Raw genomic sequence first — 12912 nt, forward strand, 5'->3', positions numbered from 1 at the left:
CGGCCCATGCTGCGGCGCACTAATGAAAGGCAGGTCTGCCATGTCCAAGAATCTCAAGCTGGTCTCCACGGAAGTGGTGTCGAAGTCGGGCGCCAAAGCATCGGGGGCAACACGCATGTCGGTCGAAGAACGGATGTATCACGAGATCTACGACGCGATCATGGAACACCGCCTGCCCCCGCGCACGAAGCTGACGGAACATGCGCTTTGCGAAATCTATGCCACCGCCCGTCATACGGTGCGCAAGGTCTTCTCCCAACTGGCCGCCGACGGTCTGGTTGACCTGGAGCCGAACCGCGGCGCGTTCATCGCGGCGCCCTCCATCGACGAAGCCCATGCCATGTTCGAGCTGCGCCAGATCCTGGAGCGCGCGGTGCTCGACAAGGTTGGCCATAGCAGCAACCCCAAGGCGGCCGTTGCGCCCCTGATGGAACTCGTCAAGCAGGAGCGCCAGGCGTTTGTCACGCAGGATCGCCCGCGCTGGATTCGCCTGTCTGCGGAATTTCACGTGGCGCTGGCCGAGCAATCGGGCAATCCGCTGGTGGTCGAAATGATGCGCCGGCTGGTGTCGCGCACCACGCTGATGATCGCCAGCGTCGAGGCCCCGGGCAACAACGCATGCTCGTTCGACGAACACCTCGACATCCTCAATGCCCTGGAGCGTGGCGACGCCAGCGCTGCCCAGGCCCACATGGCCCAGCACTTGCAATGTTGCGCCGATCGCGTGCGCCCCGAAGCGCCCGCTGATTTCGATCTGCGTTCGGTATTGGGCCCGCGCGGCGGGAAGGACAAAGTCTAGGACCGGTTTTGCTGTTTCGGGCGAGCTGGCACGACAGAGGCCGGCCGTCCAAGAACCTGTTCACGCTCCGCAGCAACCACCCCAAGGTTGGCCCGGGAAACACAGCCCTGCATGCGCACGGCGGGTGTCACAAGGCCAAGCCAGGGGTCGCGCAGCAGAAACGTGTGCAGGCTCCAAGCCGGACGCCGTCCGGCTTACCACCCAAAGGAGACCTTTATGGCAAGCAGTACCATCGCCGCCCCCACGGCGGACCTGACCAATGAGCGCGTGGCGTACGGACGCCTGCTCGCATTGGGCCTTCAACATGTATTGGTGATGTATGCAGGCACCGTGGCAGTGCCGCTAATTGTGGGCGGTGCACTGCATCTGCCCAAGGAACAGCTTGCGTTCCTGATCAACGCAGATCTCTTTGCCGCCGGCCTTGCCACACTCATCCAGGCCTTCGGTGTGTGGAAGTTCGGCATTCGCATGCCGGTCATGATGGGCGTGACCTTCGCGTCGGTGGGCCCGATGATCGCCATCGGCACTGACCCGAGCATCGGCCTGCTGGGCATTTACGGCGCTGTGATTGCGGCGGGGATATTCGGCATCATCGTCGCGCCGCTCATGGGGCGCGTACTTGGGCTCTTCCCGCCGGTCGTGACGGGCACCGTGATCACGCTGATCGGCATGTCGCTGATGGGCGTGGGGATCAACTGGGCTGCGGGTGGCCAGCCGACCATGAAGACGATGGTCGATGGCGTACTCAAGACCGTGCCCAATCCGGCCTACGGCGATCTGAGCGGCCTGGGCATTGCGCTGGCAGTGCTCGTCATCATCCTGTTGCTGACGAAGTACGGCCGCGGCCTGATCGGCAACATCGCTGTGCTGCTGGGCATCGTGATCGGCACGTTCATCGCCATGGCGTTCGGCAAGGTGAGCTTTGCCGGCATCACGGAGGCCGACTGGGTGGCCGTGATCACGCCGCTGCACTTCGGCATGCCCACCTTCCACTTCGGCGCCATCGCTTCGATGTGCATCGTGATGATGATCACGCTGGTGGAATCGACCGGCATGTTCCTGGCGCTGGCAGAGATCACCGGCAAGAAGCTCTCCACCGATGACCTTACCCGCGGCTTGCGCGCCGACGGTCTGGGCACGGTCATCGGCGGCCTGTTCAACACATTCCCGTACACCTCGTTCTCGCAGAACGTGGGGCTGGTGACGGTCACGGGTGTGCGTTCGCGCTTCGTGGCAGCCATGGGCGGCCTGATCCTGATCGCGATGGGTCTGTTCCCGAAGATGGCGCACATCGTGGCGTCGGTTCCCTCGTTCGTATTGGGTGGCGCGGGCATCGTGATGTTCGGCATGGTGGCCGCCACGGGCGTGCGCATTCTCGGCTCGATCGATTTCAACAAGTACCGCCACAACCTGTTCATCGTGGCGATCTCGATCGGCTTCGGCATGATCCCGACGCTGGCACCGACCTTCTTCCAGTACCTGCCACATTGGCTGGAGCCGATCACGCACAGCGGCATCGTGCTGGGCACGCTGGTCGCGGTCATCCTGAATCTTTACTACAACGGCATGCAGTCGGCCGAGCACGCAATGCGCGACGCTGCTGCCAACACCCACGGCACGGAGTAATTGCATGAACGCCACTGTCGCGCACAACGACCCGCTTCTGATCGCCCGCCATGCCGACGTGCTGGTCACCATGGATGCGCAACGCCGCGAGATCCCCGACGGCGCGCTGGTTGCGCGCGGTGGCGTGATCGAATGGGTCGGCGCCACGGCGGATCTGCCGTCGCAGTATCGCGAGGCCATCGGCCAGCCCAACGTGCGCGTGATGGAGCTGCGTGACCACGTGGTCACGCCGGGCTTCGTCAACACGCACCATCACATGTATCAGAGCCTGACGCGTGCCCTGCCCGCCGCGCAGGATGCGGAACTGTTCGGCTGGCTGACGAACCTGTATCCGGTGTGGGCAGGCCTCACACCGGAAATGGTGCGCGTGTCCACGCTCACGGCGATGGCAGAACTGCTGCTCTCGGGTTGCACGACTTCCAGCGACCACCTGTACCTCTATCCGAACGGCAGCCGACTCGACGATTCCATCGAAGCCGCGCAGCAGATCGGCATGCGCTTTCACGCCGCGCGCGGCAGCATGAGCGTGGGCCGCAGCCAGGGCGGTTTGCCGCCGGACCGCGTGGTCGAAGGCGAAGAGGCGATCCTCAAGGAAACGCAACGCCTGATCGAAACCTGGCACAACGCCGATCGCCATTCGATGCTGCGTGTGGTGGTGGCGCCATGCTCGCCCTTCTCCGTCTCGCGCGACCTGATGCGCGAATCGGCCAAGCTCGCGCGCAGCTACGGCGTGTCGATGCACACGCACCTGGCCGAGAACGATAACGACATCGCATATTCGCGCGAAAAGTTCGGCATGACGCCGGCCGAGTATGCGGAAGACCTCGGCTGGGTCGGCCGCGACGTCTGGCATGCGCACTGCGTGAAGCTCGACGCGCACGGCATCGACGTCTTCGCACGCACCGGTACCGGCGTCGCGCATTGCCCGTGCTCGAACATGCGGCTGGCCTCTGGCATTGCGCCCATCCGCACCATGCGCGATGCCGGCGTGCCGGTCGGCCTGGGCGTGGATGGCAGCGCGTCGAACGATGGGGCGCACATGCTCGGCGAAACACGCCAGGCCATGCTGCTCGCGCGCGTCGGCTTTGGCCCCGCGGCGATGAGCGCGCGCGAGGCGCTGGAGATCGCCACGCTCGGCGGCGCACGCGTGCTCAACCGCGACGACATCGGCGCCCTCGCTCCCGGTATGTCGGCCGACTTTGTCAGCTTCGATCGTCACCAAGTCGGTTTTGCCGGCGCCGACCACGACCCGGTCGCGGCGCTGGTGTTCTGCGCCCCATCCAATGTGGCGCACAGCGTGATCAACGGGCGCGTGGTCGTCGAAGACGGCCGCCTGAGCACGCTCGAACTCGACGCCCATCTCACGGTTCACCGGAGGCTCGCGCTGGAACTGGCGCAGGCTGCCCGGGCAGTCCCGGCCTGACGCGATGGCGCCTTGCCTGGTTCATGACGCCGCTGTGATGTCGTGAATTTGGAAAGCCGCATTCCACTGTCTGACCGGTGTTGTATGAAGTCTCCTCGACATGAAAAAACCATGACAAACAATAACTATCCGCGCGATCTCATCGGTTACGGCAAGAACCCGCCGAATGCCAATTGGCCGGGCGGTGCGCGCGTCGCCCTGCAGTTCGTCCTCAACTACGAGGAAGGCGGTGAAAACTGCGTGTTGCACGGTGACGCCGGCTCCGAGCAGTTCCTCTCCGAAATCATTGGTGCCGCGGCCTACCCCGACCGCCACATGAGCATGGAGGGCATCTACGAATACGGCTCGCGGGCGGGCGTGTGGCGCATCCTGCGTGAGTTTGAAAAGCGCGGCCTGCCGCTGACGATCTTCGGTGTGTCGATGGCCCTGCAACGGCATCCGGACGTGACGCAAGCCTTTGTTGATCTGGGCCACGAAATCGCCTGCCATGGCTGGCGCTGGATTCACTACCAGAACATCGACGAAGCCACCGAGCGCGAGCACATGCGCATCGGTGTGGAGATCATCCGCGAACTGACCGGCAACGCACCGCTGGGCTGGTACACCGGCCGCGACAGCCCCAATACGCGCCGCCTCGTGGTCGAGCACGGCGGCTTTGCCTACGACGCCGACTACTACGGCGACGACCTGCCGTTCTGGACCGAAGTCCAAACCTCATCCGGCGAGGCCAAACCGCACCTGGTGGTGCCGTACACGCTCGACACAAACGACATGCGTTTTGCCAGCCCGCAAGGCTTCAACACAGCCGATCACTTCTACCAGTACCTGAAGGACGCCTTCGACGTGCTGTACGAAGAAGGCGATCCCAATGGCCTGGCGCAGCCGAAGATGCTGTCGATCGGCATGCACTGCCGCCTGCTGGGCCGCCCGGGACGTTTCCGTGCGCTGCAACGCTTCCTTGACTACGTGCAATCGCACGACAAGATCTGGATCTGCCGACGCATCGACATCGCGCAGCACTGGATCCAGAACCATCCGTATGCAAAGCAACCCGTTTTGAGCACCGCAGCATGAGCCAGACCACCTACAACCTCTCGCAACTCAACAGCATGGACGCAGCGCAGTTCGTGCAGGTCCTTGGCGGCATCTACGAGCACTCGCCGTGGGTTGCCGAACAGGCCGCCACGCAGCGCCCGTTTGCTTCGGCCGAGGCGCTCGCAACCGCCATGCGCAATGCCGTGGATACCGCCGGCATTGACCCTCAGCTCAAGCTGGTGCGCGCCCACCCGGAGCTGGCCGGCAAGGCTGCCGTGCGCGGTGAACTGACTGCCGAGTCGACGCGCGAACAAAGCGGCGCGGGCTTGAACCTGTGCACGCCAGAAGAGTTTGCGCGCCTGCAGGCGCTCAACACCCAGTACAACGAGAAGTTCGGCTTCCCGTTCATCCTGGCGGTGCGCGGCTATGACCGCCACGGAATCATCGAGAACTTCAGCAAGCGCGTGGAAAACGATCGCGATACCGAGCTGCGTACGTCGCTCGAACAGATTCATCGCATCGCGGGTTTCCGCCTGACCGATTTGATTGCAGCAAACTGATTTTTCAGGTTCATCAGCAAAAACAACGCTGTGGGCGCGGTGTCATGGGGCATGGGACACCGATCGGCATGGAGCCTGACCAGCCGGCCTGCGACCGCATCAAAGAATGCGGCGCAACCCGCAGTGATCTTCAACAACAAAGGAGGTAGCAATGCAGTCGAAATTCAAGCGTGGCGTGGCCGCGCTGGCAGTGGCATCGGCACTGGGGGCAGCAAGTGCCGGTGCGCAAGCGCAATCGTCCGTCACGTTGTACGGCCAGGTGGATGCCTGGGCCGGCGCCACCAAGAGCCTGGGCGCATCGGACCGCGCCTGGGGCGTCAACTCGGGCGGCATGTCGACGTCGTACTGGGGCATGAAGGGCAGCGAAGACCTCGGCAACGGCCTGAAGGCGATCTTCACGCTGGAAGCGTTCTTCCGCCCCGACACCGGCAAGTACGGCCGCTTTGACGGCGACACGTTCTTCGCCCGCAACTCGTTCGTCGGCCTGCAATCGAGCAGCTGGGGCTCGATCAAGCTCGGCCGCCTGACGCCGCCGTACTTCGTCTCGACGATTCTGTTCAACCCGTTCATCGATTCGTACACGTTCTCGCCGATGGTGTTCCACACCTACCTCGGCAACGGTCTGAGCGGCCCCGGCGGCATCTCGGGTCTGGTGGGCGATTCAGGCTGGAACAACTCGATCATGTACTCCACGCCGGACTTCAACGGTCTGACCGCCAACTTCATCTACGGCGCGGGCGAGCAAGCCGGCCACAACGGCCAGAACAAGTGGGGTGGCAACTTCCTGTACTTCCATGGCAACTTCGCGGCCACGGCGGCTTTCCAGCAAGTGCGCTTCGACGGCGCGCCGGGTGACCTGAACGCGCTGGTGGCAGGCTTCTCGCGCCAGACCGCCGCGCAGCTGGGCGCCACGTACGACTTTGGTGTGGTCAAGGTGTACGGTCAGTACCAGTACATCAAGAACGCCATCAACTCGGGCGACGCGAAGAGCAACGGCGGCCAACTGGGCGTGTCGGTGCCAGTGGGCCCGGGCAGCATCCTGGCGTCGTACGCGTACACGAAAACCTCGGGCGCGGCTGACGTGAAGCGCAACACGTGGGCGGTCGGCTACGACTACTCGCTGTCCAAGCGCACCGATGTGTACGCCGCGTACATGCGCGACAAGGTGACGAACCTGAGCTCGGCAGACACCTTCGGCGTGGGCATCCGCGCAAAGTTCTAAGTAGTCGGCAGCAAAGAAAAACGGCGCCTGGACTTTCCCCAGGCGCCGTTTTCTTTTGGGCCGCCAACCTTCAGCGGCCCAGCGGTCGGATCAACCGATCAACGCGTAGCCGACACATCCGCCACAGCCAGCGCCGTCATGTTGACGATGCGGCGCGATGTGGCCGACGGGTTCAGGATGTGCACCGGCTTGGCCGCGCCCAGCAGGATCGGGCCCACCGTCACGCCCTGCCCGCCCGTGATCTTGAGCAGATTGAACGCGATGTTGGCAGCGTCGAGCGACGGCATCACCAGCAGGTTTGCGCTGCCCGAGAAGGCGCTCTTCGGCAGGAAGTGGTGGCGGATATCTTCGGACAACGCCGCGTCACCCTGGATCTCGCCTTCCACTTGCAGATTCGGCGCTTCGGTCTTTAGCAGGTCATACGCCGCGCGCATGCGGCGGGCCGATGCGTTTTTCGACGAGCCGAACATCGAGTGCGACAGCATCGCCACCTTCGGCTCCTGGCCGAAACGACGCACTTCTTCCGCCGCCAGCTTGGTGATGTCGGCCAGCTCTTCTGCGCTCGGCATCTCGTTGACGAACGTGTCGGTGATGAACAGCGTGTGCTTCTCCAGCATCAGGCCGTTCATGGCGGCAAAGACCTTGGCGTTCGGGGCCAGACCGATCACGTCGCGCACGTGTTCCAGGTGGGCATCAAAGCGGCCAACCGTGCCGCACAGCAGCGCATCGGCATCACCCAAACGCACCAGCAGTGCGCCGATCAGCGTGTTCGAACGGCGCAGCGCCGATTTCGCCATGTCCGGCGTCACGCCGTTGCGGCCCATCAGCTCGTGATAAGCGGTGTGGTACTGGTGATAGCGGCGGTCGTCTTCCGGGTCCACCAGCTCGAAATGCACGCCCGGCTTCAGGCGCAGGCCCGCCTTCTGGATACGCATTTCAATCACGTGCGGACGGCCGATCAGGATCGGCTTGGCCAGGCCTTCGTCGACCACCGTCTGCACGGCGCGCAGCACGCGCTCTTCTTCACCTTCGGCGTACACGACGCGCTTCGGGTTGGCCTTGGCGGCCGAGAACACCGGGCGCATGGTCAGGCCCGTGTGATACACGAAGTCGCTCAGCTGGGCGCGATAGGCATCCAGATCCTTGATCGGGCGCGTGGCCACGCCGGACTCTTCCGCGGCCTTGGCGACGGCCGGTGCGATCTTCTCGATCAGGCGCGAATCGAACGGCTTCGGGATGATGTAATCCGGGCCGAAGGTCAGGTCCTGGCCGGCATAAGCCTGCGCCACTGCGTCGTTCGTTTCGGCTTCTGTCAGTTCCGCGATGGCCTTCACGCACGCAAGCTTCATCTCTTCCGTGATCTTGGTGGCGCCGCAGTCGAGCGCACCACGGAAGATGTACGGGAAGCACAGCACGTTGTTGACCTGGTTCGGGTAATCCGAACGGCCCGTGGCGATGATGCAGTCCGGGCGCGCGGCCTTGGCCACTTCCGGGCGGATTTCCGGCTCGGGGTTGGCCAGTGCCAGGATGATCGGCTTCGGAGCCATGGTCTTGACCATGTCGGCGGTCAGCACGCCGGCGGCCGAGCAACCGAGGAACACGTCTGCATCGCGCACGATGTCGGCCAGCGTACGGGCCGACGTGTCTTGCGCATAGCGTGCCTTGTTCGGCTCCATCTTGGCGTCGCGGCCAACATAGATCACGCCCTTCGAATCGACCACGTAGACGTTTTCACGCTTGACGCCCAGACCCACCATCACGTCCAGGCAGGCGATGGCCGCGGCGCCCGCGCCCGACACGGCCACCTTCACGCTGCCAATGTCCTTGCCGACGACCTTCAGGCCGTTGAGCAGCGCCGCCGACGAGATGATCGCCGTGCCGTGCTGGTCATCGTGGAAAACGGGAATATTCAGGCGGTCACGCAGCTTCTGCTCGATGTAGAAGCACTCGGGCGCCTTGATGTCTTCGAGGTTGATACCGCCCAGCGTCGGCTCCAACGAGGCAATGATGTCGACCAGCTTGTCCGGATCGCGTTCGGCCAGTTCGATATCGAACACATCGACACCGGCAAACTTCTTGAACAGGCAGCCCTTGCCTTCCATCACCGGCTTGCTGGCCAGCGGCCCGATGTCGCCCAGGCCCAGCACAGCGGTGCCGTTGGTGATCACGCCGACGAGGTTGCCGCGCGAGGTGTACTCCGCGGCCAGCGACGGGTCTTGCTCAATCGCGGTACACGGATACGCCACGCCCGGCGAATATGCCAGCGACAGGTCGCGCTGGTTGATCAGCGCCTTGGTCGGGCGCACCTCAATCTTGCCGCGCGTCGGGGCGCGGTGATATTCAAACGCCGCGCGGCGCAGTTCGGCCTCGGCCCCTTGGTCTTGGGAATCCGGCGAGGCGTCGTGAAGCTTGTCGTTCATAGCAATGAATCCTGATGGGGAGTTCCGCAGATGAGGCGCACATGCGCTCAGGCAGAAACTCCCTGAGACGAAGTGGCAAAAAACAGTGGGAACAGAGAGAAACCGGGGGTGAGGCCGCACGCGTTGCGCAGCACCGTCAAGAGGGTAGCGACGGGGCGGAGGCAGCGCCGGCCAGGGGTGGCGGTCGGCGCGAGACGGGACGAAGTGACAACGCTCAAGCGGGGTACGGCTGGCGGCCTACAGATTAGGTCATGCATTCTAACGTAGACCGTCGGCCAAAACCCACCCTGGCGCACTACTTGAGTGCCGGCCCGGATGCCGGTTTCGCCGCCGGTTTCACCGATGGATCAACAGGCAGCTCTACGACGATGGGCTGCGCATTCGGCGCCGGGAAATTGGCAAATGCGCTGCGTACAAGGTACGGCATCACCGCCGTCAGCGATCCATCCCCACCCTGCGTTTGCGCCGTCACCTGATAAACGCGCTTACCGATGGCTGCCTCGTCAATTTCCACGTGATAGGCATAGAACGGCACCTGCACGTTGGTATCCACATATTGCGGCCCCCACGGGCCCCAGGGCCCCCAAGGACTACGCCATGGCCCCCAGGGCCCCGGCCCCCAATACGGATCCGGGTACACGGGCTGGCGCACCTGCACGAGGCGCGTGGCGGTCGAATAGTCCAGGCGGACCAGATAGCGCGCGCTGGCGCGCGGCACGCTGGTAAAGCCGTGGACGGCCAGTTGGTCTGATGTCCAGGCCTCGTAGGTCTGGCGTTCGAGATCATTTTGCTGCGCTGCGGTGTGCTCGAAGGCATAGGTGCGCGGCGGGTTATCGGTCCAGCCGGGTTGCCGGAACGCCGTCACCTGGCTGGTGACCGTGCTCGCGCAGCCCGCCAGCAGGCTGGCCGCCATCAGGGCGCCAGCCATCGGCCAGACGCCCGATGTCTTGATCCATTTCCACATAGAAAATCCCCCTACTCTCAATCAGACAGATGGTCGCGGGCCCCGGAAGCGGGCTGCGGGCACTCTGTTACTCAGAGTGACGCCCTGCGCGGAAGATTCCCGCCAAGGGCCTGAGTACAATGGCCTTTTGCGTACCGCTACGAGGATGTTACCGATGTTGCGCACCGATACCGCCGTCACGATTTACCGCAAGGACTACACCGCGCCCGCTTTCCGCATTGACGAAGTGGCCCTGGAGATCGATCTCGTGCCCGAGCGCACCCGCGTCGTCAACCGCATGCGCATGACGCGCACGGACGCCGGCAAGCCTCTCGTGCTGGTGGGTGAAGGGCTGGAACTGGCCGCCGCAACCGTCGACGGTAAAGCGCTGTCCGGCCTGCAAGCCTCGGGCGACACCCTCACCATCGATGCCGTGCCGGCCGATGTTGGCACCAGCTTCACCCTGGAACTCACCACCTACTGCAATCCCGCAGCCAATTCGTCGCTGATGGGCCTGTACGTTTCTAACGGCAACTTCTTCACGCAGTGCGAGGCCGAGGGCTTTCGCAAGATCACCTACTTCCTCGACCGCCCTGACGTGATGACGGTCTACACCGTCACGCTGCGCGCATCGAAAGCGGACTATCCGGTGCTGCTGTCCAACGGCAATCTCATGTCGGAGCGGGACCTGCCGGACGGCCGTCACGAAGCAGTGTGGCACGACCCGTTCAAGAAGCCGTCGTACCTGTTCGCGTTGGTGGCGGGCAAGCTCGAGTGCATTGAAGAACGCATCCAGTCAGCTTCGGGCAAAGAGAAGCTGCTGCAGGTGTGGGTGGAAGCGCAAGACCTCGACAAGACGCGCCACGCGATGGATTCGCTCATCCACTCGATCCATTGGGACGAACGCCGCTTCGGCCTGGAGCTGGATCTCGACCGCTTCATGATCGTCGCCGTAGGCGACTTCAACATGGGCGCGATGGAAAACAAGGGCCTGAACATCTTCAACACGAAATACGTGCTGGCCAATGCCGAGACGGCAACCGATGTGGATTTCGCCAATATCGAATCGGTGGTCGGCCACGAATACTTTCACAACTGGACGGGTAACCGCGTCACTTGCCGCGACTGGTTCCAGCTGAGCCTGAAGGAAGGCCTGACGGTGTTCCGTGATCAGGAATTCTCCGCCGACATGGCCGCAGCCGCCGGTAACGAAGCCGCCGCAGCCAGCGCCCGTGCCGTGAAGCGCATCGAAGATGTGCGCGTGCTGCGGCAGGCGCAGTTTCCGGAAGATGCCGGGCCGATGGCCCACCCGGTGCGGCCCGACAGCTACGAAGAGATCAATAATTTCTACACCGTCACGGTGTACGAAAAAGGCGCGGAAGTCGTGCGCATGTACCAGACCCTGCTCGGCCGCGACGGCTTCCGCAAGGGCATGGACCTGTACTTCCAGCGCCACGATGGCCAGGCCGTCACCTGCGACGACTTCCGCGCGGCCATGGCCGATGCCAACGGCCGCGACCTCTCGCAATTCGGCCGCTGGTACAGCCAGGCCGGCACGCCGATCGTGGCCGTTGACGGTCACTACGATGCGGCCACGCACACCTACACGCTCACGCTGCGCCAGCGCTGCGAGCCGGTCGGCATCGAGACCACCAGCGGCATCCAGAAGCAGCCGTTCCACATTCCGTTTGCGATCGGGCTGATCGACAAGCAGGGCCACGATTTGCCGCTGCGTTTGCGTGGCGAGGCCACATCGCCCTCGCCCGTGACCACGCGCGTACTGGACTTCACTGAAACCAAGCAGACCTTCGTCTTCGAAGATGTGGCCGAAGCGCCGTTGCCCTCGCTGCTGCGCAATTTCTCGGCGCCGGTAGTCGTCGAATACGGCTATACGACCGAGCAGCTCACGTTCCAGCTCGCGCACGATTCAGACCCGTTCAATCGCTGGGAAGCCGGCCAGCGCCTGGCCACCGACACGCTGCTGCGCATGGTGACCGACATCCAGCACGGCCGCGCGCCGGTGGTTGATCCGGCGCTGGTCGAAGCCCTGCGTGCCGTGGTCGCCGACACCTCGCTTGATCCGGCCTTCCGCGAGCAGATGCTGATCCTGCCGGCCGAAGGCTATCTGGCCGAGCGCATGGACGTGGCCGATCCGGCTGCCATCCACACCGCCCGCCGCACGCTGCGCCGCACGCTGGCAGAAAAGCTCAACGCGGAACTGCTGCGCGCCTATCAAGACAACCAGACAGAAGGCGCCTACTCGCCCGATGCTGTGTCTGCAGGCAAGCGCGCGCTCAAGAACATTGCCCTCGGCTATCTGGTGGAAACCGAAGCTCCCGAAGCACTGGCCCTGGCCGAACAGCAATATGCCCGCGCCACCAACATGACCGACCGCATGGGCGCCCTCTCCGCCATGGTCACCAGCTATGCCCCGGGCCGCGAAGCGGCGCTGGCTGATTTCTACACGCGCTTTGCCGACGATGCCCTCGTCATCGACAAGTGGTTCTCGCTGCAAGCCATGCAGCCGGGCGCCGCCGGCAAACCGACGCTGGCCACCGTGCGCGCGTTGATGGCCCATCCGGCCTTCACGTTGCGCAACCCGAACCGCGCGCGCTCCCTGATCTTCAGCTTCTGCTCGGGCAACCCCGCGCAGTTCCACGCCGCCGATGGTTCCGGCTATGCCTACTGGGCCGAGCAGGTGCTGGCGCTCGACGCCATCAACCCACAGGTCTCCGCCCGCCTGGCACGCGCGCTGGACCGCTGGCGCAAATACGTGCCCACGCTGCGCGACGCCATGCAGGACGCGCTCAAGCGCGTGGCGGCACATCCGAGCCTCTCGCGCGATGTGCGTGAGATCGTCGGCAAGGCGCTGGCCTGAATGTCA

Annotated in this window: 9 protein-coding genes; 7 read left to right on the forward strand and 2 right to left on the reverse strand. The window is 64.0% G+C overall.

What is annotated here, in order from left to right; translation table 11 throughout:
- The first annotated feature begins 40 nt into the window (after positions 1-40).
- From ACCD03_RS05070 to ACCD03_RS05095, 6 genes are all read left to right on the forward strand, one after another.
- Positions 41-799, forward strand: a complete 759-nt coding sequence (locus ACCD03_RS05070; RefSeq protein ID WP_325651704.1) for a GntR family transcriptional regulator — start codon at positions 41-43, stop codon at positions 797-799.
- 216 nt (positions 800-1015) lie between these two features.
- Positions 1016-2425, forward strand: coding sequence for a nucleobase:cation symporter-2 family protein (locus ACCD03_RS05075; protein ID WP_045206156.1), 1410 nt, complete (start codon positions 1016-1018; stop codon positions 2423-2425).
- A gap of 4 nt (positions 2426-2429) precedes the next feature.
- Complete coding sequence (locus tag ACCD03_RS05080; RefSeq protein WP_413411008.1) at positions 2430-3848, forward strand: 8-oxoguanine deaminase; 1419 nt, start codon at positions 2430-2432, stop codon at positions 3846-3848.
- Between the two features lie 111 nt (positions 3849-3959).
- A complete protein-coding gene (gene puuE, locus ACCD03_RS05085) occupies positions 3960-4922 on the forward strand; it encodes an allantoinase PuuE (RefSeq protein WP_413411009.1) in 963 nt (320 codons plus the stop codon).
- On the forward strand, positions 4919-5443 hold the full coding sequence (gene uraD / locus ACCD03_RS05090) for a 2-oxo-4-hydroxy-4-carboxy-5-ureidoimidazoline decarboxylase (protein ID WP_252691136.1): 525 nt from the start codon (positions 4919-4921) through the stop codon (positions 5441-5443). Before puuE ends, uraD begins: the two co-directional genes overlap by 4 nt.
- 151 nt (positions 5444-5594) lie before the next feature.
- Positions 5595-6665, forward strand: a complete 1071-nt coding sequence (locus ACCD03_RS05095; protein ID WP_413411010.1) for a porin — start codon at positions 5595-5597, stop codon at positions 6663-6665.
- A gap of 98 nt (positions 6666-6763) precedes the next feature.
- Here ACCD03_RS05095 and ACCD03_RS05100 read toward each other — a convergent pair whose 3' ends face one another.
- Together ACCD03_RS05100 and ACCD03_RS05105 are read right to left on the reverse strand one after the other, a co-directional pair.
- Positions 6764-9085: an NADP-dependent malic enzyme gene (locus ACCD03_RS05100; RefSeq protein ID WP_253537806.1), complete on the reverse strand. Its 2322-nt coding sequence runs from the start codon at positions 9083-9085 to the stop codon at positions 6764-6766.
- A 295-nt stretch (positions 9086-9380) separates the two neighbouring features.
- Positions 9381-10049, reverse strand: coding sequence for a DUF4136 domain-containing protein (locus ACCD03_RS05105; protein ID WP_325651713.1), 669 nt, complete (start codon positions 10047-10049; stop codon positions 9381-9383).
- Positions 10050-10203: 154 nt separating this feature from the next.
- Here ACCD03_RS05105 and pepN point away from each other — a divergent pair, with 154 nt between their 5' ends.
- The gene (gene pepN / locus ACCD03_RS05110) at positions 10204-12906 is read left to right on the forward strand and encodes an aminopeptidase N (protein WP_325651715.1); all 2703 of its coding nucleotides are present in this window, start codon (positions 10204-10206) and stop codon (positions 12904-12906) included.
- The last annotated feature ends 6 nt before the right edge of the window (positions 12907-12912 follow it).

The sequence above is a fragment of the Ralstonia sp. Ralssp135 genome, assembly GCF_047304345.1.
Classification (GTDB): domain Bacteria; phylum Pseudomonadota; class Gammaproteobacteria; order Burkholderiales; family Burkholderiaceae; genus Ralstonia; species Ralstonia chuxiongensis.